The following is a 26,350-nucleotide window of genomic DNA, read 5'->3' as shown; positions in this document are numbered from 1 at the left end:
AAGCCTGCTGAGCAGGCTCAGATCGTCGAGAAACCCACGTCTTTTTAGACATTGGGTTTCTTTTTTTATTTAGGTGCCTGGAAGAAGGGGGATCTGGGGAGATTATTACCCCATTTCCCTCCTGTCCAGATGGAGGGCAATCTTCTTCATATTCTGTACAGCAGCAGTCATAAGCGCTTGCTCGGTCACATTTCGCAGTCCTCGCAAACGGCAATAGCGAAACCCGTGGAGCTCTTTGGCGTCCGCAAAGCTTCGCTCAATCGTTTCTTTTCGTTTGCGGTATAGCTTCTTGCCCGACTTGCTCAGTCGGTTAAGTCGCACGCGCTCTTTGCTCTCTTCCCACACGTGCCGAGTCACGACTTTTCGGCGGTTCTGTGACCGGGTACACTTGTTTAACATCGGACATGACGCGCATTGCTGCGGATCAGAAGCATAGTGTCGGTAACCATGTCGGTCTGTCGTTTTGTACGGTAACTCCTGCTTTTGCGGACAAATATAAAGATCTCGCTCGGCATCATACTTAAATTCATGTTTGTGGTACAGGCCTTGTGTAGGATGGAATCTGCGGTGAGCAATAACGCCAAAGATTTTCCGCGTGTCCAACCCCTTACAGATCGGTGCTGTGAGGTAACCTGAATCCAATGCTACTGCTTCTACCTGAAAACCGAATCTTTCGCGTTGACGGTCCAATCGTTCGAGATAGGGCATCGAATCATGTACGTTACCTGGCGTGACAAAGACATCGGTAATGAGATTGTACTTCATATCAACCGTGCGGTGGTCCAGATAAAAGAAGCCTTCCGGCTTGCCGTCGCGAACCATATACCCGCTATCGGGATCGGTGGTACTAACCTTCACTTCCTTGTCTTCGTTCACCTCCTCTCTAGGTTTCAGGGCTTTTTTCCATGCGCCTTCCGATCAGCTTCAACAGCGGCGTTCAGCTCGTCCACATACGCCTTCGTATTTTGCTGTACTTGTTCTTTGGTGTACTTATGTTTATTGGCGCTGGACTTGATGTGAGTCGAGTCGGAAATAAGGACTCTTCCGCCGACCATCCGGTGTGAGATCGCTTGTAAGACGATTTCATCAAAGATATCTTGAAATACAGTTGTATCCTTAAACCGTGTTCTTCTATTCCAGCTAATCGTCGTATGATCCGGCACGCGGTCAGTCAATCCGAGGCCGAGGAACCAGCGATAAGCAAGATTAGTCTGGATTTCTCGCTCCAACTGCCGTTCGGACCGAATGCCATAGAAGTAGCCCAGAAAAATCATCTTAAAGAGTACGACCGGATCAACAGCGGGACGACCATTGTCTTCGCAATAAAGTGGGCGTACCTTATCATCGATGAAAGAGAAGTCGATATATTTATCGATCTTTCGAAGCATGTGATCGGCGGGAACAAGATCTTCGATGGAAACAAATTCATAGTTCTGTTGTTTATCGCGATTAGAACGAAGCATGGAAACACCATCCGTTCGGTATAGTTAAATCTATTATACCAAATTAACGCGGTGTCGTATTAAACTATTTAGACATAATAAAAGCTGTCGAGACTTTCTCGACAGCCTGAGCCTGCTGAGCAGGCTTATTTTCCGTTATGGCGCCGTTTTCGGGGATTTAAGCCCGCCCGGCAGGCTTATTTTTTACACATGTACCGCTACCCGCAATGTCCTGAGCCAATGGGATAGCCCAGAAGCCCTAGCTCGGGTTTATCGCTACGGATGGCTTTTTCTCCGTGCTAATCCACACCAGACCCGCCGCCATGAAGACGGCCCCGATCATCTGCCAGACCGTAATGCCCTCGTCGAAAAAGACTAGCCCCGCGATGACCGCCGCGGCAGGTACGACGTAACGGAAGAAGTTCGCCCGGGCGGCTCCGATCTTGAACATGCTCGCGTTCCAGACGATGAAAGCCGCAACGGTGCAAATAAGCACGTTATAGACGATCGCCGTATAGTGCCCCGCCTCCAAGCCGGCCCAATCGACTTTGCCCCAGCTTCCCGCCGTAAACGGCAGCATGAACAAGCTTCCGAACATAATGAACCACGCGCTGACTCTCAGAGAAGAATATCGCTTCATCAACGGCATGCACGAGAGATTAAACAAAGCTCCCACGATGCTGATCCCGAACGCCAGCAAATTGCCCAGCATATGATCGGACGAGAGATTAAACCCTTCTTCTCCGCCTAGAATAATACAGGTGACGCCAACGATCGCCGCCGCTCCTCCGATCCCAAGGCGTTTCGTAAATTTCTCCTTCACGAACATCGGCGCGAATAACGCCGCAAATATCGGCCAAGGCGCCACGTTCAACAAGGACGCATTGGCTAGCGTCGTATATTTAATAGAGTACATAACCGCGATCTCGAGACCGGTTACCCCGACTAGGCCGATTAAAGCCAGCTGCAGCACGACTCTCCATGGCAAACCTACGCTGCCCTCTCTAATCTTCAAAATGAGGAAGAAGAACGGAACGGCAAGTCCGAACCGAAGGAACGAGAACAAAATCGGATCGAACGTTTCCATCGCGGAACGCGATACCCCGAAATTCGCTCCCCATACGGCAGCCACCATAATTAATCCCGCATAATAAACCCATTTGTTATCCATATTGCTTTTGCCATGCTCCATTCCGATGACGAAAAATCATATCAAAGATTTCTCACGCTGTCGTTTTACTCGGATTATATCAAACGGATCTATGAATTCACATGAAATTATGCAAGGGTTCCCGCATTCATCTGATCGCGCGCATATGCCCGGCCATTCGTCGGATACATCATGTTGGTTCGGGATATAATACAATCGCTACAGGAAATAAATGGTCGTGAAGAAGGGATTTAAATGCCGGCTGCCGGACAGCCTCTAAGCGGTAATCTGCAAGTTGATCTTGGACGATTCAAAACCCTATTCGATCGCTCTTCGGATATCGTATTTAAAGAGTTTCCTATCGGAGGTCGGTGCGATTGCGCTCTGATTTACGTTGATGGCATGGTCAATTCGGAAATCATCGATTCCGATATTATCAAGCCTTTGCTAAGCGGAACGGTCGGCCCGTCCTTAAATGAAGTCCCGATTGCGGACCGGCTTGCTTATTTGGAATCGCGGATGATTTGCTCGGGCCAAACAACGAAGGGAGACCGGATGGACGTCCTGACGGAAAATATCCTTTCCGGCGACACGGTATTGCTGTTGGATCATACCTTGCAGGCTTTGATAATAGGTACTCGCAAATGGGAATCGAGATCCGTAGAAGAACCGGCTTCGGAACCTGTCATCCGCGGACCCAGGGAAGGTTTTACGGAAAATATAAGAACGAATACCTGTTTGGTTCGAAGAAGACTTAAAACTCCCTACTTGAAGATAGAAGCCACGAAAATCGGACGGTTATCCCGTACCGATGTCGCGGTGGTCTATCTAGATCATATAGCGGAGAAGAGTATCGTCGACGAGGTTCGCGAGCGAATCGGCCGCATTGACATCGATGCCATCCTGGAGAGCGGATATATCGAGGAACTGATCGAAGATCATTCCTTTTCCATATTCCCGCAAGTGCTGAGCACAGAGCGGCCCGATCGATTCGCCGCATGCTTGTTGGAAGGAAAAGTCGGGATTATCGTGGACAATACCCCCTTCGCTCTGATGGTACCGGTCACGATGTTCGATTTGCTTCACGCTTCCGAAGACTATTACCAACGGTATATTCCCGCCACGGCAACCCGTTGGCTGCGCTTCGTGCTTTCGTTCAGCGCGCTTGTTTTTCCGTCCTTATACATTGCCTTGCTGACGTTCCATCAAGAGATGCTGCCGACGACATTGCTGCTCAGCATCGCCGCGTCCCGCGAAGCGGTTCCCTTTCCCGCGATCGTTGAAGCTTTCCTCATGGAGGTAGCCTTCGAAGGGCTGCGCGAAGCAGGGGTTCGTCTTCCCCGTCCGATCGGACAAGCGGTAAGCATCGTTGGAGCGCTTGTCATCGGCCAAGCCGCCGTCCAAGCCGGAATCGTCTCCGCGACATTGGTTATCGTGGTTTCCTTTACCGGAATCGCGTCGTTTATTTTCCCGACCTATAGCTTTGGATTTGCCATCCGAATGCTTCGTTTTCCTCTGATGTTCGCTGCGGGAACGTTGGGGCTGTATGGCCTATTGCTAGGACTGCTGACCATTCTGATTCATCTGGCCCGGCTCCGTTCCTTCGGGGTTCCTTTCCTATCCCCTTTAGCTCCTCTAAGCTTTAGCGGTCTAAAAGACGTTGTCATTCGCGCTCCCTGGTGGGCTATGATCAAACGTCCTGTCCAGACGGCCAAGCGCAATCGAAATCGCATCAAGAACGACTCACGTCCCGGACCGCCCAGTTCAAGAAATTAACATACGCGGAAGGAAGACGATGATGGGAAAACCGAATGCTCTTTTATGGTTCATCGTTCCGATGTTTCTCTTGACCGGCTGCTGGAGCCGGGTCGAGGTTAACGATATCGCCATCGTAACCGCTACGGGGCTGGACCGGATGGATAACGGGGATATCAAAGTGTCCATTCAATTAGCCGTCCCAAGACTGCTCGGAACTTCCGCGGAAGGGGGAGGAGGGGGCGGGAAATTGGTAAACGATGCGGGTTGGTTAGTATCTGAGCAAGGGGAAACAATCATGGATGCGTATCGGCGCATTCAAGAGAAGATACCCCGGAAAATTTTTTTCTCGCATAACAGGGCGATTATCATCGGAGGGAAACTTGCCGGAAAAAACGTGTCCGAAGTATTGGATTTTTACGAAAGGTACAGGCAAAGCCAGATGAGAAGCTACATTCTGTTCACCAAGGGCGAAGCCGCTGATATATTGGGCTTCAAGCCTAAGCTCGAGAAGCTCACGGCCGAAGTCATCAAAGAAGAAGTCAAGTCCGGAATCGGCGTTCATATTCAACTGAACGAGTTCGTAAATATGCTCGCCGCGGAAGGACAGGATCCGTTCGCTCCGCAGATCGAGATTGCCTCTTCAAGACCCGGCGCGGATTCTAAGGAAGGATTGAGCGACCTTGTCCTAAAAGGAACGGCGGTTCTTCATCGCAATCGGATAGCCGGTTGGCTGAATAATCGGGAGACCAGAGGTTTGCTTTGGCTTCGCGGCACAATGAAGATCGGGGTAATCACGGTGGATGTTCCGTTGGAAAAGGGAGGCGGAAAAATTAGCGCGGAGCTGGTGAATGCGGACACGAAATTGATTCCAATCCTAAACGGCCGCATCCCAAGAGCGCAAGTGAATGTGAAAGCCGAATTCGACGTTTACGAGAATACGTCCCGGCTAAAGCTGCAAGACTCCGAAAACATCTCGTTTTTGGAACGATTAATAGAAAAAGATCTCGAGCAAAGAATCGGCGAGACTTGCGATAAGGCGCAACAATTAAAATCCGATATTACCGGGCTGGGTCAAGCTATATTCCAACGGCGGCCGAAAACCTGGAGGCGGCAATATAAGGAGAATTGGAATGAAATCTTCCCGAATGTCCGATTTTCGGTTCAATCCAAAGTCGACATTCGGAGAAACGGCATGATAAACGAGACGATGAGTATGAAATAACGGGATTTGACCGATTGGTTCACCTAAGGAGCGAATAAGATGATTCGAATATCGAAATATCAATTATTTGCAAGCATCGTTCTCTTCCAGATTGGAACTACGATTATTTTCGGTTTTTCTTCCGAAGCCGGACGCGATGCTTGGATCGCTGCTTTGTTGTCCACCGTCGCGGGTTGCTGCTTCATTTTTCTTGTTTCGGTAATGATGCGATTGCAGCCAGGCTTGACGTTAGTACAATGGTTTCCAACTCAGTTCGGACTTGGTCTGGGGGTCCCGCTCGCATGGTTATATCCATTGTTGTTTATTTACGTTGCGGGAAGAATCATTGGCGACATTCGATTTTTCGTGAATATGATGATGCTGCCCGGCACGCCTGTTTGGGCTGTTATCGTACCTTTAATGCTTGTCGTCTCCTATATCTTATTCAGCGGGTTAGAAGTGCTCTGCAGAATCGCCAGCATCCTGTTTCCAATCATCCTTATCCTCTTTATCCTTGAAATTATGCTGTTGAACGGGGCGAAAATCTTGCATCTCGATTACTTGCGGCCGATTATGGGGGCAGGCTGGGAGAGAGTCTGGGATCAGTGGCAACTCGGCATTTCGCAAACCTTCGGGGAAAGCATTCTGTTTGCCATGTTCTGGACCAACTTGAATACGAAAGACCGGAAAAAGTTGCCCAAGGTCATGGTTATCGCAACGTTATTTACCGGCGTCCTCATATCGATCATGAATTTAATGAATGTTATGGCCCTCGGCGAAAGCGTGCTTCAGAGAAGCGTTTTTCCCAATCTGACCGTATTAAGGCTAGTAAGCGTGGCCGATTTCTTGGAGAACCTGGACGCGCTCGGAATGATGTATTTTACAGTTACCGCATTTCTGAAAATATCCTTTTACTTGATGGCGGCCGTTATGGCAGTTAAGCAGCTAACATTGGCAAAGAGCAACGGGTTAATCATTATTTTGGTAACCTCCATTGCCTCGGTTATGGGTTTAACCATGGCTTCCAACCTTTCGGAGCATTTGGAAGTCGCATTTAATAACTTCCCGAGATATCTCTGGCTCCCTCTGACCATTTACCTTCCTTTGCTCTTATTGATCGTCGCAGGGATAAGAACGAAATGGAAGAAAGGACAACCGTTCCTTCCGGAACGGCAGCAACAGCAATAAGATTACTTGCGTTTAGCTCGGAGGTGGCCGGCATTGAACATATTTATTTGGCCTTGGGAATCGACCGTTATCATCCACTCCCCATGGATGGCCGTAATCGCGCTTGCCGTTGCCGCTATCTTCCTTTCGGTCATTACTTGGGCCAGGCTGGCAGTTCGTAAAAGAAAACATAAAGAACCTCCCGCTAGGGAGGTTCCGAAATAATCCCGATTACGATCGCGACTTATTCAATCCAAGTCAAAGTCCGCCAAACCCATCGGCAACGGAGCCGGCTTCTCGCATGTGCTCTTCATGACGTAATGCTTCCCTTGCTCCGAGGCGTCATGGAATCCGTGCATCGCTTCAAGCACATGATAGGCCATCTCCCCGTTGGCGCGGTGCTTACGGCCCGTCTGGATTGCTCTGGCCATATCGGCCGCGCCTACGCCTCGCGCGTTCTCGGCTCTCCCATGAGTGAGCGGAATATCGGACCATTCCCTAGAACCTGCCCTGCTGATGCCGATCGGACCTCCGAACGTATTCGGATCGGGAACGATCAACGTTCCTTCGCTGCCGTAGACTTCAATCCGCGGCAACTGCGAATTGCCTTTCACGTCGAAGCTGGTCAATATCGTGCCGATCGGACCGGATGCGAAATCCATGATCCCCGCAATGTGGGTAGGCGTCTCCACTTGAATCTTCTGCCCGAACTTCGGCTGGCTCGTAATCGTCCGTTCCGGAAAGGTGACGCGCGCAGACCCCGTAACCCGGGCAATCGGTCCAAGCAATGCGACAAGCGCCGTCAAATAATAAGGGCCCATATCGAACATCGGACCGCCGCCCTTGTGGTAGTAGAACTCCGGAGCCGGATGCCAGGTTTCGTGCCCTCCGCACACCATGAAGGCCGTTGCGCCGATCGGAGTGCCGATCCAACCGTCTTCCACGAGCTTGATCGACGTTTGAATCCCGCCCCCGAGGAAAGTATCCGGCGCGCTTCCGACGAGCAGCCCTTTCCGCTTAGCCAGCTCCAATACTTGCAAGCCCTCTTCCCGGGTAACGGCCAGAGGCTTCTCCACGTAGACGTGTTTGCCCGCTTCCAGCGCCTGCAAACTCACCGAAGCGTGCGCTAACGGAATTGTCAGGTTGATGACCATCCGAATTTCGGGGTCGGCGAGCAGCTCCTCAACCGAACAGCCCCGGATACCGTATTCTTCGCCTTTCGCCTTAGCCCGCTCCACGTCCAAATCCGCGCAAGCGACCACTTCCATCGAATCGAACTTTCCGCCGTTCTGAAAATAGATCCCGCTGATATTGCCCGTCCCGATTACGCCGACTTTAATTTTGTCCATGAGGTCTCTCGTCTCCCGAATTTAAAGTTGGTTATCCGCCATGCCCGTGTATGCTCCAGCAACCTGCTCGGAAGGCGCTAACGCCTTGCCTTCCGCGCACCAATTGAATCCCCGCCTCATGAGCTCCTTCACGACCGGAATTTCCATAATGTTCGCTTGATGCCCTAGCGAGTTATAGTACACGCGCCCGTGCCCCCAGCGTTTCGTCCAGACGACCGGCATATCTACCGCTTTGTTCGGCGAATGCGGTCCGGCCACGACCGGAAAACGAGTCGTCGCCAGCACTTCGTTGGCCGGATCGACGTGCAAATAATACTGCTCCGTCGATACGATAAAATCGTCGATCCCTTCGACCAGCGGGCTGGAGCCGCTCTTGATCTCGACCTTGTACTCCGTGCCGTCGTTGCCCGGGTGCGCGATCCACTGTCCCCCGGTCATGAACTGCCAGTCCGTGTTCTCCCGGAACGCGTCGCACATTCCTCCGTGGCAACCCGCCAATCCGACTCCGCTCTGCACGGCCGCGGAGACGTTATTCACCCAAGCCTGCTCGATGCGTCCCATCGTCCACACCGGTACGATCAGATCGAGTCCCTTCAGCTTCTCGCCGTCGGAGAAAGCCTCCAACGTATCCGACACTTCGACCTCGAAGCCTTCTTCCGCGAGCTGGGAGCGAAAGATTTCCGCTACTTCCTTAGGTTGATGGCCGTCCCATCCTCCCCATACGATAAGAGCCTTTTTCATTCGCGCTTTCTCTCCATTCCGCTTAGTTCCCGCTAGATTTTCTAATGACAAGCTCGGTCTTCAATTTCTCATTAATAATGGTTTCCGTATTATCCTTGTCCGCCAGCCGGGTCAGCAATCGCTCCGCGGCCAGGCGCCCCATCTCGTAGAACGGGACTTTCACCGTCGTAAGGGTCGGTTCCGTCAGGCTGGCCGCGTCGGAGTCGTCGTACGCGACGACCTTCAGCTGCTCCGGCAACCGGCAGCCTTGCTCCCGCAATCCTTGCATAAGCCCGATGGCCATACGGTCATTGCTGACGAAAATAGCCTCCATGTTCCCCAAGTCGCGATAGACTTCCGTCGCCGCACGGATTCCGCTCTTCCGGCTATAGTTGCCTTCGTACATGATCGATTCGTCCGGTTGGATTCCCGCCTCCAGCAAAGCTCGTCGGTAGCCGGACATTCGGTCCCGGCTATTCGAATATTGCGGGGATCCGTTCAGAAATCCGATCTTCCGCAACCCTTTGCCGAGCAAATGCTTCACGGCGTCATAGCTTCCCTGTTCATGATCGGCGGCGACGATGCTCACGAGCGGATTATCGAACTTCTGGTCCATCACGCAGAAGGGCAATTGCTCTTCGGCCAATCTATTGATTCCTTCCAGCTCCGTATCGATCGCGCTCGCCCCGAGAATAAGGCAAGCGTCAACCCGTTGCGTGCGGTACAAGGATGCATAGTCATATACAGCCGTAGGATCCCGGAATAGCAGCAATAATCCGTAGCCCTTAGCGCGAACGGCTTCCCCGATTCCGCTCAGCAATTCGGAGAAATAATACGTGGAGAACAAATGGACTTTCGGCACGTACGGAAGCACGACGCCCAGATTGCCGCTTCTCCCTCGCGCGAAGCTGGAGGCAACGGCATTCAATTCATAGTTGAGCTGCTTTGCCGCTTCCAACACCCGCTCCCGCGTCGATTCCTTCATCGGGCCGATGCCGTTGAGTACCCGGGAGACGGTCGCTTCGGATACGCCGGCCAGCTTTGCCACTTCCTTGCGGTTCGTCAAATGGTTATTCATCCTTCTCTATTCCGAATAATGTACGCGTGTACATTATGTCACGGACACCCGAACGCGTCAAGCGGTATTCGTGCCGTAGCGCCGATTGCACGCGACGAAATCCGTATTGACCTCTATTTCCACAAATGTTACATTTTAACCACACTATTCTTATTTAAATACTATGAATTAAAATGGAGGTTTCGGAATGACTCACCATCGGCAAATCAAACTTTCCGCCTATTTGGTAGGAACGGGGATGCACGTGGCTTCCTGGCGGCTTCCGCAAGCGCAGTCTCACGCCAGCCACGACATCGACTTTTACAAGAAACTGGTTCAAACCGCCGAGCGGGGCAAGTTCGATATCGCCTTTCTGGCGGACAGCCTGGCCATCAACGAGCAATCCCATCCGAACATTCTCAACCGCTTCGAGCCGATTACCCTCATCTCGGCGTTGGCCGGAGCCTCCTCCAAGATCGGCTTGGTCGCTACCGCCTCTACCTCGTATATCGAACCGTTTAATCTGGCACGGTTATTCATGTCAGCCGATCATATCAGTAAAGGGAGAGTCGGATGGAACATCGTGACGACGAGAGATTTGTCCGGCAATACCGCCCGTAACTTCAACGCGGAGGAGCACCTCGACCACGGCTTCCGGTACGAGCGCGCGGAGGAATTTCTCGACGTCGTCAGGGGGTTATGGGACTCTTGGGAGGATGATGCTTTCGTTCAAAACAAAAACAGCGGGGAGTTCTTCGATCGGACCAAGCTGCACAGATTAAGCCACCAAGGCCGGTTTTTCTCCGTTGAAGGCCCTCTGAATATCGGACGTTCGCCGCAAGGACACCCCGTGCTCGTGCAAGCCGGCACGTCGGAATCCGGCCAAAACTTCTCCGCCAAGGTCGGAGAGGTTATTTTCTCCATCAAGTACAACCTCGAAGACGCGCAGGAGTTCTATCGCACCTATAAAAGCAAGGTCGCGTCGGTAGGCCGTAATCCCGATGAAGTTTACATTCTCCAAGGAATTTCCCCGATTATCGGACGTACGGAGGAGGAAGCGCAAGCGAAGCTGAAGCAGCTCGAATCTCTCATCACGGAAGAGACCGGCATCGGCTTCTTGTCCGATTACTTCAAGGGGGTCGATTTCACCGGCTTCACCTTGGATTCAAGATCGAAGGACGTAGGACTGGATCGTCTGGAAGAGACGAAATCGGACTACAAGAAGCACCAGCCCGTCATCGCCCGGGAAAATCCGAAGTTGCGGGAAGTGTATTCCTTGCTGACGGGTTCGTTCAGCGGCGATCATCTGGTCGGCACGCCGGAGAAGATCGCGGATACGCTGGAGCTCTGGTTCAACGAGAGAGCCGCGGACGGCTTCATGCTCATGTCCCCGATCTTGCCGGACGGATTGGAGGATTTCGTCAACGGGGTTGTCCCGCTTCTTCAGGAGAGAGGGCTGTTTCGTACCGAGTACGAAGGAAACACCTTACGAGAAAATATCGGACTGCCCGTGCCTTCCAATCGATTCGCTAGAGCGTACGAAACGAAATAAGGAATAGCAAGAGAACGAAATATCCTCCCGAACCGAACCTTTTCCCCTCCTCTGACCAATATAGGGCATAACCTATGAATGGGATCAGAGGGGGACTTTCCTATGAAAAAAGTTTTGATTTTGTTAGCTATGGCTTGGCTGCTCGTTTCTTGTTCCGCGAATTCGACGAATGCGGATTCTTCCCCGCTTGATTATATCGATCAAGTGAACAGCACCGACTTGACGGCGGAGCAGGGCGGAATCGCTTCGTTGGGGGGTTCGGAGGAGGAGCTCAAGAAGCAACGCGGGGAACCGAAAATGCGGATGGAGCCCGATAAAAGCACGGTTATTCTGGAGTACGAAGATTATCAATACAGCGTGATCGACGGCAAAGTCGCGGGCTATATGATCGTAAAGCCCGGCATTCCTACCGCCCGGCAAGTGCAAGTCGGCGATGCCGAGGCACGTATCGCGGAGATGTACGGCAAAGATTTCTTCAAGAGAAACCAAGGCGACATTGCGCTAATCGGGTATGTGGACAAGAACAATCGGAAGCTGATGGAGCTCTCGATCATTCAGGATAAAGTAGCAGCGATCGTCGTATCGGATCTCTCGGTATTCGTACCTTCCCAAGGTAAGTAAACGAGTTATGCCCAAAAACGTTTGACAGTAAATCCCTATTTTAATAAGATAATATGGAAAACAAGTAAAACAAAATGTTTTACTTGTTTTCCATTCTTCGATTGTGGGTGCTCCGATGAACAAAACTTTGAAAACGTTGATGTGGGTAACGGATATCGGCTTTGTCCTCTATTGGTCGATTACATGGCTCGGACTGATCCCTAAGGAATATTTGTACCAAGATTACGCCAACGAATTACTCGTCGCTTGGAACTTATCTTTTGTCCCTTTGGATTTGTTCATCTCCGCGACGGGCGCGGCGAGCCTCATCTTGCACAAACGCCAACATCCCGCATGGCTGCCGCTATGCATCTTATCTCTTAGCTTAACGTTTTGTTCCGGGCTTCAGGCTATCGCCTTCTGGGGCATTAGATTAGATTTCGATCCGACATGGTGGATTCCGAACCTATACTTGCTGATCTACCCGCTATTCTTCCTGCCCGCGCTAGCAAAACGGCAATACGCTTCGATCGGGAGGCCGGCATGAAGAACAGAATCGTTCAAGCGGCAACGAAGGAAATCGCGCAAAGAGGATTGAAATTTTCCATCCGGGACTTGGCGAATCGACTGGGGATCAGTACGAAAACGTTGTATCAACACTTCGCCTCGAAAGAGCTGATCGTCGCTTGCATCGTCGAACAAGCGGTATCTCAAATGAAAGAACGCGAACGGCTGTTGATGACCGCAGAGCTCCCCCTAACGGAAAAGCTCTATGACGCATTGGTTATCGTTCCGCAAGGCTTCGCCTTCAGCGACGTTCGCGTATTGAAGGAGCTGCAGAATACCTATCCCGAGCAGTGGGCCGTCATGGACGACTACTTGAACGAAGGCTGGGATAACATTCGACTGATGCTGCAAGCCGGCATGGACAACGGGGATTTGCGCGCCTTCGATATCGAAACCTTTATCCGCGTGTACGTAGGAGCGGTTTACCAATTGATGGATCGCGGCGCGGCAGAGGCCCGAATGCTTTCTCTGGAAGAAGCGCTCGCGCGAGTGGTCGATTTATTGCTTCGGGGCATCTTAGCACCGACGACATCTAAGGAGGTTCACCCATGAAGGCTTATTTGTTCTTGGCGGTCGCTATCGTGAGCGAAATATTCGGCACATCCTTGCTTAAAGCTTCCGCGGGCTTTACGAAGCTGTACCCTAGCATCGGTACGATAGCTTGCTTCGCGCTGGCATTCTATTCCTTGTCGCTGAGCCTTCAGCAAATCCCGCTCGGCGTGGCTTATGCGATATGGTCCGGGGTAGGAACGGCGTTGACTGCCGTCATCGGAATCGTCGTATGGAAAGAAACGGCCAGTCTGACGACTGCCGTTGGGATCGTGCTGATTATCGCCGGAGTCGTCGTCCTTAACCTCAAGGGCGCCGCGGCGCATTAACGGAGTTATGCCCGAGGAGCTTCCAATGGAGTCGCCACTTCGGAGAAAGCCTCGAATAACAATTCGTAAGAACGCAGCCTCTGAGCGGCGTTGCGAATCGTCGAGATAATGATAAATTCCTCCACGCCGTACTTCCGTTGCGCTTCAAGCAGTTGCGTTCGCACCTCGGACTTGGAGCCGTGAATGACGTACGCCAGCCGATCCTCGATCGCGAATTCCTCCTCCGCTTGCCTGCCGTATTCCTCGGCATGCTCCACGCTGCCGACCGTAATCGTCCTGCCGCTCTTCAGATGGATTCTCACGATCCGGTAATCATCCGCGATACGTTTCGCCTCTTCGCTCGTATCGGCCACAATGACGGGCACTCCCAGTATCGCTTCGGGCCGACTGCCGTCAACGGGCTTGAAACCGCCGCGATACGCTTCGAAAGCTTGAGCCGCCTCCGCCTCGTCGTTATTGATGAATTGGGCGAATACGTACGGCAGCCCTAACTCCCCGGCGGTCTCGGCACTGGATCGGCTTGCTCCGAGCATATAGATGTCAGCCGGAATAGCCGGAATCGGGCTTGCCTTTAACCCGGCCAATGCATGATCGGGACCTAAGGGCTTGCGCGTATAATGGATAAGCTCCGCGATTTTCTCCGGCAACGTCGCCGTATCGGTTTTACCCGCTTGCAGCGCCTTAATGGAATGCGGCAGCCCTCCGGGAGCGCGGCCGATGCCCAGGTCGACCCGGGAGGGGCTAAGCGATGCCAGTACGTTAAAGTTTTCGGCTACTTTATAGGGACTGTAATGCTGCAGCATGACCCCGCCCGATCCTACCCGAATCCGCTCCGTCTTGGCCAGCAGATGCGAGATCAGCACCTCCGGCGACGATCCCGCGACGAGATCGGAATCGTGGTGCTCCGACACCCAGAATCGGTGATAGCCCCATTGCTCCGCCTTTTGCGCCAGCTCGATCGTATGCCGGAATGCTTCCGTCGGACTCTCGTCCTTGTGGATCAACGTTTGATCCAGTATGCTCAGTCGAATTCCCATGTTCCCGCCCCCACCGTATGATTAAGCCAATCCGGCAACGATGCGATAGATGCCAAGATTGGTGAAAACTCGATTTCTTCGATTCCTCTGTAGCCCAGCCGGTTGATCAGAACCGAGTCCAGCCCGATCGCCCTGCTGCCGACCACGTCGTCGTAATAGTTATCGCCAACGTACAAGCCTTTGTCCGGCGTCACGCCCGCGATCAAGCAAGCATGCCGGAATATTTCCTGCGAAGGCTTCTCGAAGCCGACCTCCGACGAGATCACGATCGCGTCCAGCAGCCGCGTCAACCCGCAACGGTCAAGCAAGTCCCTGGCGCCGCCGTCCCAGTTACTGATCAAGCCGAGTCCGATCCCGTTTCGTTTCAAGCGTTCCAGCGTTTCGATAACGAACGGATACAACTCCCACCTATAGCCTTGGAGCCGCTCCAGCTCTTCCAACCTCGCATATTGCTCGTGCAGCTTAAAATCGACTTTCAACTCGTAATTCAACAAACCTAAGTACCACGGGAAAAACCTTTCTTGTTCGCGTCCGAGCACGCCTGGATAGTACCGCATGAAGTGTTTGTCGACTACATGATAAGCCAACTCGATTTCCTCGATCGTCCTATGAATGCCGTGTTCGAGCAGGAAAGCGCGATAGATTCGCTCTCGCGGTTTATAGACCAGCGTGTAGCCTAGATCGAACCAAATGAAGGATTTGCCCATCCTCGCTTACCGGGTGAGCAAACCGGCATCCAGCACGAACGGGGATCCCGTGACGTAACGGGCCCGATCGCTGCTCAGGAACAGCACCGCGTTCGCCACGTCTTCCGCCTCGATCCAAGGTACGGCTAACAGATTGCCCGCCGAACGCTCGGCGATCTCCGCCGCGGTCGTGCCTTCCAGCTCCGCCAGCCCGTCGTTCATCGGAGTATTCACGCCCGTCGGATGAAGGCTGACGACGCGAATCCGATAACGCGCCAGCTCGATCGCCCAAGATTTCGTCAAGCCCGCGAGCCCCCATTTGGAAGCCGTATAGTGAGACATCCGATGCAAGCCCCGTAACCCGGCGATCGAAGAATTGTTAATAATGACGCCGCAGCGAGCCTCGATCATGTGCGGGATGACCCTCCTGCCGACTAACCAAGCTCCCTTCAGGTTAATATCCAGAACGGAATCCCATTCCGATTCGGATAGCTCGTGCGATAGTCCGTAAGCGGCAATGCCGGCGTTATTGAACAGGACGTCGATCTTCCCGAACCGTTCGACCGTATCGGCTACCGCCTTCGAGACCGCCTCGTCGTCTCTCACGTCTCCGGCGAATAGGAGAGCGCGGCTTCCAAGCGCTTCGATCTCCGACTGCAGCGCAAGAAGCTCCTCCGTCGATCCGAACCGGTAGCTCGGGTAATCGATCTGCTTCGCGATATCGAATACCGCCACGTCCGCCCCTTCGCGGGCGAATGCCAGCGCCGTCGCTCTCCCTTGTCCATGCGCCGCCCCCGTTATGAAGACGACTTTGCCCGTAAATTCCTTCGACACGTCAACCGCTCCTTCAATCTAAGTTGAGAAATGAAGCAAATACTCGTCCAGCTCGATGCGAAGCGCGCTATTGAACACGTTCGTCGCGATCATCTGCCCGGCGAATGCCGTGAGCGCGACGATCTGCTCCGGAGAATAATATTGGCTCAAGTGCGCGAACAGCGCGTCCGGAACCTCGTTCGGACTTCTCGACAGGTGCCTGCCGTATTGCTCAAGCGCCTGTTCCTCGTCATCGAGAAAGAGCTCCTCGGGATCTTCTCCCCGATCGGTCAGAGCTTTGCGAAAGTAAATCGAACAGAGCAGGCAGTCGCCCTCCAGCGAGATCGCATAAGAGAACACGACGAACGCGCGGTGGCTGATGAATTCCAGCAATGCCGCACGAAGCTTATACCATTCTTCGTATACGCGATAAGAGGGAAGGTGATGGAGCAGCGTCTTTTTCATGTTCGTCACGATTCCCGAAGTCCGATATTGGCTTTCGTATTCCTTCTTAACCTCCGGCGAGGCCTGTTCGTATACGATCGGTTTGATAATGGCGCCCATAATCCGATCCTCCTTTCATATGGAAACGACTGAAGCGTCAAAGCCTCTAGGACTCTGACACTTCAGCCTTTGTTGCCTAACGGCGGTTAGTTGCCGTTGAAGTCCGGAATCGCTTCGAAGAAAGCGCGGTCGAGAAGCTCGGTCACGTCCGTGGAAGCATCGAGGATTCCTTGTTTTTTCTGCTCGTTAATGAAGAACTCGGCGCTCTTCTTGGCATTGACGACTCCCGGCTTCCAGTGGTACGAAGCAAGAAGCTTCTCGTTAGTAGCCGCATCTGCCGCTACGTATTTCTTGTCGGTTTCGATCTTGGCCGTTTCGGCCGTGTTCTGTCCTACCCACTCCGCCGATTTCAACAACGCGCGAGTGATCGCCGCCGCTTTTTCCGGATCGTCTTTCGTTACCGCGCCGCTGATTACGGAGTAGCAGCAGTAACCGGATTTGAACGGCTCGTCATGTCCGTTGCTCAGCAGGCGATTGTATTTACCCGTATCCAGCGCTTGCTGGGATGCCGGATCCCACGTAATGAACGCGTCGATCTCGCCTTTTTCCGCCGCGGTAGCCAGTTGCTGCGACGGATAAGCTCTCCAATCCACGTCCGTAGTCTCGATTCCGTTCTGCTTCAGAGTGATCGCCAGCGTAATTTGCGGACCGCCGCCGATCACGTCGACGCCGATTTTTTTGCCTTTCAGATCTTTGACCGAAGCGATTCCGCTATCCTTCAACGCGAGCAGTTGGATACAACCGGCGTGAAGTCCTCCGGTAATTTTAACGTCGAGCCCTTGCTCGATCGGCTTGAACCAAGCGAAGTTTCCGACGCTCGCGTCGACTTTGCCGGAGGAGATCCCGGATTTCAGCGTTTCGAAATCCATCTGGACGAGCTCGACGTCCAAGCCTTCTTCCTTGAAGAAGCCTTTCTCCACCGCGGTATAGATAGGAGCTTCGCATGTGCCTCCGGCGTACGCGAACGTCACCTTCTTAAGCTTCTTGCCGTCGCCGGAAACGTTTGTAGCCGAAGCATTCGCCGCCGGATTCGGGCTATCGCTGCTTGCGGAAGCCGGGCCCGCGCTGTTGTTATTGTTGTTTTTGCCGCAACCGCTAAGAACGGCGATGGCCATGGTCAGAGCAATGGCCGATAATACCCATTTGCGTTTGGCTAGATTGTTTTTCATAGCTTTCATGAATCCTCCCTAAGATTGGCTTGAGTGCTTTATCTAAACTCCGATAAGTACGGTTCCTCTTATCCGCTCCCCTCCTCTCGCCGGGCGCGGATTACGCTTGCGCCGCATTCGCCGTGCGGACCGCTTTCCGAATGGCTTGCTCCAGATCTTCGATGAGATCCTGGGCATCCTCGATTCCGATCGACAGCCGAATGAGATCCGGCCGCACCCCGGCCGCCAACTGCTCCTCCGGCGAGAGCTGCGCATGGGTCGTGCTGCCCGGGTGTATGACGAGCGACTTTGCGTCCGCCACGTTCGCCAGATGAGAGAACAGCTGCAGCTCGTCGATGAAACGGTTAGCCGTCTCCACGTCTCCCTTCAGGCCGAACGAGAAAATCGAACCCGGTCCTTTCGGAAAATATTTATCGGCCAACGCCTTGTACGGATTGCCTTCGAGCGTCGGATAGTTGACCCACGCCACGTCCGGATGCCGGCTTAAGTACTCGACGACCCGAGCCGTGTTGGACAAGTGTTTTTCCACTCTAAGCGATAACGTCTCCAAACCTTGCAGAAGCAGAAAGCTGTTGAATGGGCTGATCGAAGCCCCGATGTCTCTGAGATACTGGACGCGGACTTTGGTAATGAAAGCAAGCTCGCCGAACTTCTCCACGTACTTCAAGCCGTTGTAGCTTTTGTCCGGTTCCGTGAAGCCGGGAAACTTACCGTTGCTCCAATCGAACCTGCCCCCGTCGACGATCAGTCCTCCGATCGAATTGCCGTGGCCGCCGATGTACTTGGTCGCGGAATGGACCACGATGTCCGCTCCATGCTCGAACGGACGTATCAAGTATGGAGTGCCGAAAGTATTGTCTACAATAAGAGGGATACCGTTCTCGTGGGCAACATCCGCTATCGCTTCGATATCGAGAATGTTCAATCCCGGATTGCCTATAGACTCGATGAATATCGCTTTCGTTTTCCCGTTGATCGCTTTGCGAAAATGGTCGGGATCGTCGGGGTTGACGAACCGGGTCGTGATCCCAAGCTTCGGCAGCGTTACGTCGAACAGATTGTAAGTCCCTCCGTACAACGTGCTGGCCGATACGATTTCGTCGCCGGCTCCTGCCAGATTGAAGATCGAATACGTGACCGCCGCCGAACCGGATGCGACGGCAAGCGCGCCTACGCCGCCTTCCAACGCCGTAATGCGTTGCTCCAGCACGTCGTTGGTCGGATTGACGACCCGGGTGTACGTATTGCCCGGTTCTTCGAAGTTAATGACCGACCTGGCATGCTCCGTGTTCTTGAAGACGAACGAGGTCGTCTGATAGATTGGCACCGCGCGCGCTCCCGTTACCGGATCCGGCTGTTGACCCGCATGCACCTGCAGCGTATCGAACCTCCATTTCTTGGCTTCGGCGTGCGGATTCGAGGTCGTCCCTTGATCTCCCATGCGTTCATCTCCTCATCTTGGATAATAAAAAGAGACTGAGTTCCCTTGAGGGAATTCAGTCTCCAGATGTCTGGTCAACTTTGTCGCGCCCGATAATTCATAGTAATCTGGGCGGATTTATAAGATTATAATATCCCTTTGAAGAACTGATGTCAATTACATTTTTTTCAAATATTTATTTATATTGTCTCTTGCGGTTGACAATTCAAACGAACTGAAGTTAATTTATATAAAACAGGTAGGAATTGTAGGAATAATAGATACAGAAAGAAGGCTTCGTATGAAAAATTGGCGAAATTGGCTCATTCTAATCGCGGTCGCCTTATTGACGGGTTTAGTCCTTCTTCAGCAATTGAATGGCAACCGCAAGGGCGCTTCCGCGAATTCGGCGGCATTAATCGAGGCTGCGAATATCCCGGAAAAGCCGCAAATCGGCTTCACCGCCCCCTCCTTCTCGTTGACCGGCACGGACGGCAAAATTTACGATCTCAAGAAGTTGAGAGGCAAACCCGTCATCCTCAACTTTTGGGCTTCGTGGTGCGGTCCGTGCAAGGATGAAGCCCCGTCCTTCGTCAAACTAGACAAACAGTACGGAGACCGCCTGCAGATCATAGCAGTGAACCTGACCGCAACCGATAGCGTACAGTCCGCACGGGAATTCGCGCAAAATTACGGCTTCAAGTTCCCGGTCGTCTTCGATACCGACGGCCAAGTCGGGGCCAAGTACGAGATTCGCCCCATTCCGTCCACTATGTTCATCGATAGCGATGGAATCATAACGGACGGGGTGCTCGGAGCGCTTGCTTGGGACGACCTGAAATCCCGCTCCTTAGCCCTTCTTGAACCTGCCGAACCAGAAAATTAAAAATCCGAATGCTCCCGCCGCAAAGGCAACGCCGGCCGTCACTATCGCGGCTGTCCATACGCTCGATGCGGACTCGCCGCCCGAAGATTGTTCAACCGGCGCCGATACCGAAGCGGCGGCAGACGTTGCGACAATCTTGATCGGTTTGCCGTCGTCCGCGTCCACATAATGGCACGACGGCAACTCCGTTCCCCCCGATGAAGTCGCGACGAATGCTTGTTCATCCGCCGACGCGACGGCGACGCTAGCCGTTAAGCCGATTAACAGCAACAACGTCACGCTCGCTCTCCGTAACCTTCTCATCGAAACTCCTCCTCTTTTCTCCTCATCGCCTTTTACGTTATTGAATGCTGAATTCGAACGTTTTCATCTCGTGCACGCCTTCCGCCGTCGTGACATGGGCGAGCAAATAGTAATCCCCGACCTGCGAGAACTCTCCTTTGATGTAGTACAAGCCGTCGTCTACGCTTTTCGCGTTTAATTGCGCATGCTGGTCTTGGCCTTTAGGCCAAATCTCGAAAATGACCGACGCCCCGACGACGGGCTTGGACTTTTCCTTGATCTCAAGATTGAGCGAGGAACTTCCGGTAGCGCTTAGCTTGGCCGGCGCCGTCGTAAACCGAATATCCAACGTCCCCTCCGGACCGCCGGCCGCGGAGACGCTGCTTCCCCCGCCCGAACAGCCGGCCATGGCCAGAAAAGTCAGCAAAAGAACCGCAACGGCCGCCAGTCGAATCCGCTTGTTCGATCTCATCATTGCTCCATCCTTCTTTCCTCACACGATGTATTCCGGTTGCTCGATCTCAGGCACGAGCTGCAAAGTCTCCAATATTCGCGAACGGTACTCGAAAAACGCGGCACTATTGCGAATTCGCTGCCTTGGCAAATCGATTTTGATCACTTCTTTGATCTGCGCGGGCCGAGGCGTCATGACGACGACCCGGTCGCTCAAATACACCGCTTCGTCGATATCATGGGTAACGAATACCATCGTCGTTCCCCTCTCCCGCCAGATCCGGAGAATCTCCTCTTGCAGGTTCATCCTCGTAAAAGCGTCCAAAGCCCCGAGAGGTTCGTCCAGCAGCAGCACTTTCGGATGATTCACCAGCGCTCGCGCCAATGCGGCCCTTTGCGCCATCCCTCCGGACAATTGGTGAGGGTAAGCTTTCTCGAACCCTTTGAGACCGACCAGCTCGATGAATTTGTCGACCTCTTCCTTCTGCTCCTTCAATACTCCGCGAGCTTCCGGTCCGGTAGCTACGTTGTTCCAAATATTTTTCCACGGGAAAAGCGTCGGGTCTTGGAACACCAGTCCTCTGCTCGGATGGGCGTCTTGAATGGGCTCTCCGTCCAATCTGAGCTCTCCCGAGGTAGGCGAATCTATGCCGGCGATCAACCGGAGAAGCGTTGACTTCCCGCATCCGCTCGGACCGATCAAGGAAATGAATTCTCCCGGAGCGATATCCAATTCCACCTTGCCGAGAGCAACGACGGGTTGCCCTCCTTTGCCTTGATCCTCGAACACGCGGGACACTCCGCTAACGGAGATGCGCCCTCCCTCTTTAACCGAAGCCGCTACCATTTGATCAACCCTTTCTGCCAGATCAATACGCGATCGCGGATTTTGAACAGTACCGTAATGATCGTAGAGAATAATACCGCCATAATGAACAATGCCGCATAAACCTTGTAATACTCGGCCCAACCTTGCGCCCATGTAATGTAAAACCCAAGCCCGGCTTTGACCCCTATCATCTCGGCCACGATAAGCGTCACGAAAGAGGTGCCGAGTCCCATGAACAACCCGATGAACACAAGCGGAAAAGCAGCCGGCAATGCCACCTTCAGCACTAAATACCGTTCATTAGCGCCCAGCGTGCGCGCTACCTCGAAGAAGGATTTGTTCACCCCGGCAATGCCCGACCAGGTCATGACCGTGACGGGAAACCAAGTCCCGAGCGCGATGAGGAAAATACTTGCGGTGAAACTGCTAGGAAACACGATTAACACGACGGGAATCCAAGCGGTTGCCGGAATCGGCCCTATAAATCGGAGGAAAGGATTAATCCAGTATTGAAAGTGTTTGTACCACCCCATCAGAATTCCGGTCACGAGACCGAAGAAGGCTCCGATCAAATAACCGATAACCAATAGGCGCAAAGAGTACAGAATGCAGATGAGCAGCTTGTGCCTGTCGCTGATCAACGCATCCAATATTTTGACCTGCGAAGGAAAATAGGGTAACGGCAACGTGGCGGACTTCAACGTCAGAAGCTCCCAGCCCGCGAGCAGCAAGAAAACTAACGTTAGGATGCTGGAGAAATAATGAAGCGTTCGGTACGTTGATTTGCGGTACAGCGCCGTTAGCGTCCAAGCGGCGAAAACGGCAAGAAGCGCAGCCAGAACGATCGTGTAAGCCCGCTCCGATAGAACCGGCTGAACGCTCGGAACCAGCAAATGCAGCAGCAACGAGATCACGAGCGCCACGACGGGAAGCGTGATCTTGACCGCTCCGCGTAAAGGAATTTTTTCTTTGATACTGGCTTGAATGCCAATCTGTTCAGCAATCTCCAAGTCGGTTAGCCTCCTCGTCTTCCCGAAAATAAAGAAACCCCTCTCCGCTAGCGGGAGTAGGGGTCGCCGGAATTCCGGTAGACTTATTTATTATTCCGATCTAATTAGTCGGTATTATGGAATAAACTCTATCACGGAAACGAGGGACTGTCAACAACTGGAACTGGATGAAGCTTCTATAAACCATAATCGGCTAACATGAATCAGATGACTGGCGCCGATGAGCACGATTCCCGTTTCGGCGTCTCATTCGATTTAGCGTTGGTGGCCGGGTTGGCGGTCCGGTTGACGGTCGGGTTGGTGCGGGTGTCGGTGCGGGTGTCGGTGCGGGTGTCGGTGCGGGTGTCGGTGCGGGTGTCGGTGCGGGTGTCGGTGCGGGTGTCGGTGCGGGAGTTGGTGCGGGTGTCGGTGCGGGTGTCGGTGCGGGAGTCGATGCGGGAGTCGGTGCGGGTGTCGGTGCGGGTGTCGATGCGGGAGTTGGTGCGGGTGTCGGTGCGAAGCTATAAATTAGCGGCATACCGTGCCGTTATTTCCTGCCCAGGCAGCAATCTCCCCTTAATAACGGCACGCCGTGCCGTTATTCGCTGTCCCAGCAGCAACTCTTCCCGAATAGCGGCACCCCATGCCGTTATTCCTCTACCGCTCAACATTTCCCCCTTAATAACGGCACCCCGTGCCGTTATTCGCTGTCCCAGCAGCAACTCTTCCCGAATAGCGGCACCCCATGCCGTTATTCCTCTACCGCTCAACATTTCCCCCTTAATAACGGCACCCCGTGCCGTTATTCGCCGTCCCAGCAGCAACTCTTCCCGAATAGCGGCACCCCATGCCGTTATTCCTCTACCGCTCAACACCCCCCCATAATAGCGGCACCCCGCGCCGTTATTCCAGCCGCCGCTTCGACGCATATGGGAAAATCCGCAACGAGCGCAAAAGCAAAAGGCCGCCGAAATCTCGACGGCCTTCATTCCACCGGCTCTCTTACGGGGTCAACGCCTGATCCGGCGAAGAAATGACCTGATCGATGATCCCGTATTCAAGTGCCTCTTGCGCGGTCATAAAATAATCGCGATCCATGTCTTTCTCCACCCTTTCCAGAGGTTGGCCCGTTCGATCGGAGGCGATTCGGTTCAATTTATCGCGGGTTTGCAGAATTCGCTTGGCGCTGATCGCGATGTCGCTTGCCTGCCCTTGCGCGCCGCCATGCGGTTGGTGAATCATGATCTCGCTATTCGGCAAGGCGAAACGTTTGCCCTTAGCTCCGGCGAGCAGCAGGATCGCTCCGAATGAAGCGGCCATTCCCATGCATATCGTATGCACCTGAGGTTTAATGAACTGCATCGTATCGTAGATGGCGAACCCCGCCGAAGTCGATCCTCCCGGAGAATTGATATACAGGCTAATTTCCTTCTCCGGATCTTCGGCCGCCAAGAACAGCAATTGCGCGATGATGCTGTTCGCGATTTGATCGTCGATCGCCGCCCCCAGAAACACGATTCGGTCCTTCAGCAACCGCGAGTAAATATCATAGGACCTCTCGCCGCGATTCGTCTGCTCGACCACGTATGGAACGTAACTTGTCATTTGCGTACCTCCGCTTCCCTGATTGATGTTCGCTTGCCACAAGTAAACGAACGTAGGACTGCGAAGGATACGGAGGTTAAGCTATAATGGAGAAAAATAAAAAGTCGCTAACGAATTTTAGGATTCGCGTATCTTTTTCTACACTTCGTTCGTTTACTAAAGCAAAGATCTACGGCTACGCCGTAACCTGAACTTGAACCTGAACGCCAATAGGCAAGAAGGAGAAATGCGGAATGAACTTGATTGGTCTCGGCACGATTGCCGCGCAAGCGCCTGCAAACGACGATGAGCAATTGCGCGCTACGTTGAATCGATACTGTCTTTCCCTTACCGGATCTCCTTGGGATGCGGAAGATCTAGCCCAGGATACTTGGGTTAAGGCGCTTGAAGCGTCCAAACAAACGGGACATCGAAATCCGGAGGCTTTGTTGCTGAGGATCGCAAAAAATACGTGGATCGACCAAGCAAGGAGGAAAACCGTGCTTGCCCGCATATTAAATAAGGAGCGAACGATGGTGGCCACGCCCGAGAATGGCCTAATTGAAATAGAGATCGCGTTCCATGCATTGACGAGGCATTTACCGCCGTTGCAAAGAACCGTCTTCTTGTTAAGGAACGTATTCGAGTATTCCATTGCCGAAACGGCCCAACTGCTCCAAACAACGGAGGGCGCGGTCAAAGCAGCGCTTCATCGCGCAAGAAAGTCTTTAGGCGCCGTTCGCGCCGATCTAGCAAACGAGACTCTTCCGCATCCGTCCGAAGAGCATTTAAAAGATTATCTCCGATCGCTTGCTTCGGCCTATCGGTTGGGCGACATTCCGGCGATCGTCGAGCTCGCCATGCGCGATATCGCCGAACCGGCCGCGGCTATCGGAATTTTGCAGACAAGAATTATGGGCGGGAACCGCATTGCCGCGCCATCCCCATTCCCATCCGCGATCGAGTTCCGCTCTTACCAACAGGTTCGCATGATGATGACGGCTTGACGGCTTGACGGCTTGGCCTATACTACTTCAACCTGCCGAAGAGAGATCGGTACCGCCCGCCGCGGCGTCTCCCTCTTCTTCGGCAACTCCGGTCGAATACACGATAATCCGTCGCGCTACGGCGGCTCCGCCGTTATCCTCGGTGATCTCCGATGCGTTAATGCTGTTTGGCAATTCGGAATGAGCCGGCACAGGCGCTTTATCCGCGCTCCAGATTACGAAAGCCAGCCAAATTCCGGCTAGGATTAAGATAGCCGCGCCGGCAATGAAATCCTTCAAGCCGTTCTCCTGAACATTGGTCTTTTTATTCAATCCAAACCTCTCCTCTTCGTCTACGCGTTCACCATTTCGATTTCATCAACAGTGTATACGAAGAAGAGTTTTCCCGTTAGTGACCGGAGCCATATGTTACTAGTCATTTCGGTCATGAGTTTATATCGCTTTAGCCGCCCACAACCCCGCGTTCAGAATGAGCTTCCGGTAACCTTCGACCTTAAACGCGGACAATTGATGCCCCGGCATTAAATAGACGACTCTCCCCAGCCCGAATTCATGCGTCCACGCCGCGGGCCACATTTCCCCGTCATGCTCGTATTCGGCAAGGATCGTCTTCCGAATAAACGGGTCGAACTCGAACCGGTAAGGCTCATCGTCGACGACGAACGGTTCGACCCGATCCATGATCCGATGATGAGGCTCGCGAATTCGGATCGGCAACGAAGTAAATTCGGGATGGCTCATGAACTTCCCGCCGATCATCGCCGCGAGTTCTTGATTTCTTTGCAACGAGATGCCGTTGTGGATCGCCAGCAGTCCGCCGCCGCGCGCAACGAACGAGAGCAGCGCTGCCGTGCGGGCGGGAGACAGCTTCTCTTCGAGAAATTCCGTGTAGGAGATGAACAGCCGGTAAGGCGCTAAATATTCTTCATTCAACATTCCGTAATCGCCCGTGCTCCGGACGTCTATTTTACCTTGAAAAATTTGCTCGATCTCCTTGTCGACGCCTTCGAAAGGATGATAGATGGCATCCGAGTAGTTTCCTAAGGCTAGCGCTTGAATAGTCGTCATGGCTTCTTGTCTCCTTCCGTATTGCTTGCTCTATCATTGTACCACCTCGCTCCGGCCGAATCCTCTCGTTATTCGAATAGGATAAGAGGTATAATGAATGAGCAAGGCCTCGATGAACGAAT

Annotated in this window: 30 protein-coding genes; 11 read left to right on the top strand and 19 right to left on the bottom strand. The window is 53.1% G+C overall.

Translation table 11 applies throughout. The features are described from left to right. Positions 1–105: 105 nt before the first annotated feature. Both FPL14_RS19305 and FPL14_RS19300 read right to left on the bottom strand, forming a co-directional pair. A protein-coding gene (locus FPL14_RS19305) for an IS1182 family transposase (protein ID WP_182299310.1) occupies positions 106–1,463 on the bottom strand; the annotation gives its coding sequence in 2 pieces (ribosomal slippage) (positions 106–893 and positions 893–1,463; 1,359 coding nt in all). 238 nt (positions 1,464–1,701) lie between these two features. Next, positions 1,702–2,613 (bottom strand): DMT family transporter, encoded by a 912-nt coding sequence (locus FPL14_RS19300; protein ID WP_182299309.1) that lies wholly within the window; start codon positions 2,611–2,613, stop codon positions 1,702–1,704. A gap of 234 nt (positions 2,614–2,847) precedes the next feature. On the opposite strand from FPL14_RS19300, the gene FPL14_RS19295 reads away from it, so the two are divergent. The 4 genes from FPL14_RS19295 to FPL14_RS19280 are packed head-to-tail and all read left to right on the top strand — an operon-like array spanning position 2,848 to position 6,943. Continuing rightward, entirely contained in the window at positions 2,848–4,368 is a 1,521-nt protein-coding gene (locus FPL14_RS19295; RefSeq protein WP_182299308.1) for a spore germination protein, read from the top strand. A gap of 19 nt (positions 4,369–4,387) precedes the next feature. After that, complete coding sequence (locus FPL14_RS19290; protein ID WP_182299307.1) at positions 4,388–5,572, top strand: Ger(x)C family spore germination protein; 1,185 nt, start codon at positions 4,388–4,390, stop codon at positions 5,570–5,572. 39 nt (positions 5,573–5,611) lie between these two features. Then, positions 5,612–6,739, top strand: coding sequence for a GerAB/ArcD/ProY family transporter (locus FPL14_RS19285; protein WP_182299306.1), 1,128 nt, complete (start codon positions 5,612–5,614; stop codon positions 6,737–6,739). Positions 6,740–6,772: 33 nt separating this feature from the next. After that, complete coding sequence (locus tag FPL14_RS19280; RefSeq protein WP_182299305.1) at positions 6,773–6,943, top strand: hypothetical protein; 171 nt, start codon at positions 6,773–6,775, stop codon at positions 6,941–6,943. A 23-nt stretch (positions 6,944–6,966) separates the two neighbouring features. On the opposite strand, the gene FPL14_RS19275 is transcribed toward FPL14_RS19280, so the two are convergent. From FPL14_RS19275 to FPL14_RS19265, 3 genes are read right to left on the bottom strand one after another with little or no spacing between them, the layout of a single operon-like run. After that, entirely contained in the window at positions 6,967–8,067 is a 1,101-nt protein-coding gene (locus FPL14_RS19275; protein ID WP_182299304.1) for a Gfo/Idh/MocA family protein, read from the bottom strand. Positions 8,068–8,088: 21 nt separating this feature from the next. Beyond that, complete coding sequence (locus tag FPL14_RS19270) at positions 8,089–8,808, bottom strand: ThuA domain-containing protein (RefSeq protein ID WP_182299303.1); 720 nt, start codon at positions 8,806–8,808, stop codon at positions 8,089–8,091. A 22-nt stretch (positions 8,809–8,830) separates the two neighbouring features. Further along, positions 8,831–9,865, bottom strand: a complete 1,035-nt coding sequence (locus FPL14_RS19265) for a LacI family DNA-binding transcriptional regulator (protein WP_182299302.1) — start codon at positions 9,863–9,865, stop codon at positions 8,831–8,833. 187 nt (positions 9,866–10,052) lie between these two features. Between FPL14_RS19265 and FPL14_RS19260 the strand changes: the two genes are divergently transcribed. The 5 genes from FPL14_RS19260 (at position 10,053) to FPL14_RS19240 (ending at position 13,441) form a co-directional block, all read left to right on the top strand. Next, positions 10,053–11,396 (top strand): LLM class flavin-dependent oxidoreductase, encoded by a 1,344-nt coding sequence (locus FPL14_RS19260; protein WP_182299301.1) that lies wholly within the window; start codon positions 10,053–10,055, stop codon positions 11,394–11,396. 102 nt (positions 11,397–11,498) lie between these two features. Then, positions 11,499–12,017 (top strand): putative periplasmic lipoprotein, encoded by a 519-nt coding sequence (locus tag FPL14_RS19255; RefSeq protein ID WP_182299300.1) that lies wholly within the window; start codon positions 11,499–11,501, stop codon positions 12,015–12,017. 115 nt (positions 12,018–12,132) lie between these two features. After that, positions 12,133–12,543: a DUF5360 family protein gene (locus FPL14_RS19250; protein ID WP_182299299.1), complete on the top strand. Its 411-nt coding sequence runs from the start codon at positions 12,133–12,135 to the stop codon at positions 12,541–12,543. Beyond that, a complete protein-coding gene (locus tag FPL14_RS19245) occupies positions 12,540–13,115 on the top strand; it encodes a TetR/AcrR family transcriptional regulator (RefSeq protein WP_182299298.1) in 576 nt (191 codons plus the stop codon). The genes FPL14_RS19250 and FPL14_RS19245 overlap by 4 nt, the downstream gene beginning before the upstream one ends. Further along, positions 13,112–13,441, top strand: a complete 330-nt coding sequence (locus FPL14_RS19240) for a DMT family transporter (RefSeq protein WP_182299297.1) — start codon at positions 13,112–13,114, stop codon at positions 13,439–13,441. The genes FPL14_RS19245 and FPL14_RS19240 overlap by 4 nt, the downstream gene beginning before the upstream one ends. A 5-nt stretch (positions 13,442–13,446) precedes the next feature. Here the strand turns inward: FPL14_RS19240 and FPL14_RS19235 are convergent, their stop codons facing one another. The 6 genes from FPL14_RS19235 to FPL14_RS19210 form a co-directional block, all read right to left on the bottom strand. Further along, positions 13,447–14,478, bottom strand: coding sequence for an LLM class flavin-dependent oxidoreductase (locus FPL14_RS19235; RefSeq protein WP_182299296.1), 1,032 nt, complete (start codon positions 14,476–14,478; stop codon positions 13,447–13,449). Then, positions 14,463–15,185, bottom strand: a complete 723-nt coding sequence (locus FPL14_RS19230) for an HAD family hydrolase (RefSeq protein ID WP_182299295.1) — start codon at positions 15,183–15,185, stop codon at positions 14,463–14,465. The genes FPL14_RS19235 and FPL14_RS19230 overlap by 16 nt, the downstream gene beginning before the upstream one ends. A 6-nt stretch (positions 15,186–15,191) precedes the next feature. Beyond that, positions 15,192–15,998, bottom strand: coding sequence for a mycofactocin-coupled SDR family oxidoreductase (locus tag FPL14_RS19225; RefSeq protein ID WP_182299294.1), 807 nt, complete (start codon positions 15,996–15,998; stop codon positions 15,192–15,194). An 18-nt stretch (positions 15,999–16,016) separates the two neighbouring features. Continuing rightward, positions 16,017–16,541, bottom strand: a complete 525-nt coding sequence (locus FPL14_RS19220; RefSeq protein WP_182299293.1) for a carboxymuconolactone decarboxylase family protein — start codon at positions 16,539–16,541, stop codon at positions 16,017–16,019. 86 nt (positions 16,542–16,627) lie between these two features. Further along, on the bottom strand, positions 16,628–17,719 hold the full coding sequence (locus FPL14_RS19215) for an ABC transporter substrate-binding protein (RefSeq protein ID WP_182299292.1): 1,092 nt from the start codon (positions 17,717–17,719) through the stop codon (positions 16,628–16,630). Positions 17,720–17,810: 91 nt separating this feature from the next. After that, positions 17,811–19,151: an O-acetylhomoserine aminocarboxypropyltransferase/cysteine synthase family protein gene (locus FPL14_RS19210; RefSeq protein WP_182299291.1), complete on the bottom strand. Its 1,341-nt coding sequence runs from the start codon at positions 19,149–19,151 to the stop codon at positions 17,811–17,813. Positions 19,152–19,431: 280 nt separating this feature from the next. Between FPL14_RS19210 and FPL14_RS19205 the strand changes: the two genes are divergently transcribed. Continuing rightward, positions 19,432–20,016 (top strand): TlpA family protein disulfide reductase, encoded by a 585-nt coding sequence (locus FPL14_RS19205; RefSeq protein ID WP_182299290.1) that lies wholly within the window; start codon positions 19,432–19,434, stop codon positions 20,014–20,016. Here FPL14_RS19205 and FPL14_RS19200 read toward each other — a convergent pair. The 6 genes from FPL14_RS19200 to clpP all read right to left on the bottom strand — a co-directional run bounded on the left by FPL14_RS19200 (position 19,981) and on the right by clpP (position 24,174). Then, the gene (locus FPL14_RS19200; RefSeq protein ID WP_182299289.1) at positions 19,981–20,319 is read right to left on the bottom strand and encodes a hypothetical protein; all 339 of its coding nucleotides are present in this window, start codon (positions 20,317–20,319) and stop codon (positions 19,981–19,983) included. The two genes, FPL14_RS19205 and FPL14_RS19200, sit on opposite strands and share 36 nt — an antisense overlap. Positions 20,320–20,356: 37 nt before the next feature. After that, the gene (locus tag FPL14_RS19195) at positions 20,357–20,773 is read right to left on the bottom strand and encodes a FixH family protein (protein WP_182299288.1); all 417 of its coding nucleotides are present in this window, start codon (positions 20,771–20,773) and stop codon (positions 20,357–20,359) included. An 18-nt stretch (positions 20,774–20,791) separates the two neighbouring features. Further along, complete coding sequence (locus FPL14_RS19190) at positions 20,792–21,598, bottom strand: ABC transporter ATP-binding protein (protein ID WP_182299287.1); 807 nt, start codon at positions 21,596–21,598, stop codon at positions 20,792–20,794. Then, positions 21,592–22,590: an ABC transporter permease gene (locus FPL14_RS19185; RefSeq protein WP_182299286.1), complete on the bottom strand. Its 999-nt coding sequence runs from the start codon at positions 22,588–22,590 to the stop codon at positions 21,592–21,594. Before FPL14_RS19185 ends, FPL14_RS19190 begins: the two co-directional genes overlap by 7 nt. 500 nt (positions 22,591–23,090) lie before the next feature. Beyond that, positions 23,091–23,498 (bottom strand): hypothetical protein, encoded by a 408-nt coding sequence (locus FPL14_RS19180; RefSeq protein WP_182299285.1) that lies wholly within the window; start codon positions 23,496–23,498, stop codon positions 23,091–23,093. A gap of 73 nt (positions 23,499–23,571) precedes the next feature. Further along, complete coding sequence (gene clpP / locus FPL14_RS19175) at positions 23,572–24,174, bottom strand: ATP-dependent Clp endopeptidase proteolytic subunit ClpP (protein ID WP_182299284.1); 603 nt, start codon at positions 24,172–24,174, stop codon at positions 23,572–23,574. Between the two features lie 233 nt (positions 24,175–24,407). Between clpP and FPL14_RS19170 the strand changes: the two genes are divergently transcribed. Further along, on the top strand, positions 24,408–25,160 hold the full coding sequence (locus FPL14_RS19170; RefSeq protein WP_182299283.1) for an RNA polymerase sigma factor: 753 nt from the start codon (positions 24,408–24,410) through the stop codon (positions 25,158–25,160). A 27-nt stretch (positions 25,161–25,187) separates the two neighbouring features. Here the strand turns inward: FPL14_RS19170 and FPL14_RS19165 are convergent, their stop codons facing one another. Continuing rightward, entirely contained in the window at positions 25,188–25,472 is a 285-nt protein-coding gene (locus tag FPL14_RS19165) for a hypothetical protein (RefSeq protein WP_182299282.1), read from the bottom strand. A 120-nt stretch (positions 25,473–25,592) separates the two neighbouring features. Then, complete coding sequence (locus FPL14_RS19160) at positions 25,593–26,228, bottom strand: ThuA domain-containing protein (protein ID WP_182299281.1); 636 nt, start codon at positions 26,226–26,228, stop codon at positions 25,593–25,595. Between the last annotated feature and the right edge of the window lie 122 nt (positions 26,229–26,350).

Source organism: Cohnella cholangitidis (assembly GCF_014107495.1).
Classification (GTDB): domain Bacteria; phylum Bacillota; class Bacilli; order Paenibacillales; family Paenibacillaceae; genus Cohnella; species Cohnella cholangitidis.
This window is presented reverse-complemented; position numbering and strand designations above follow the sequence as displayed.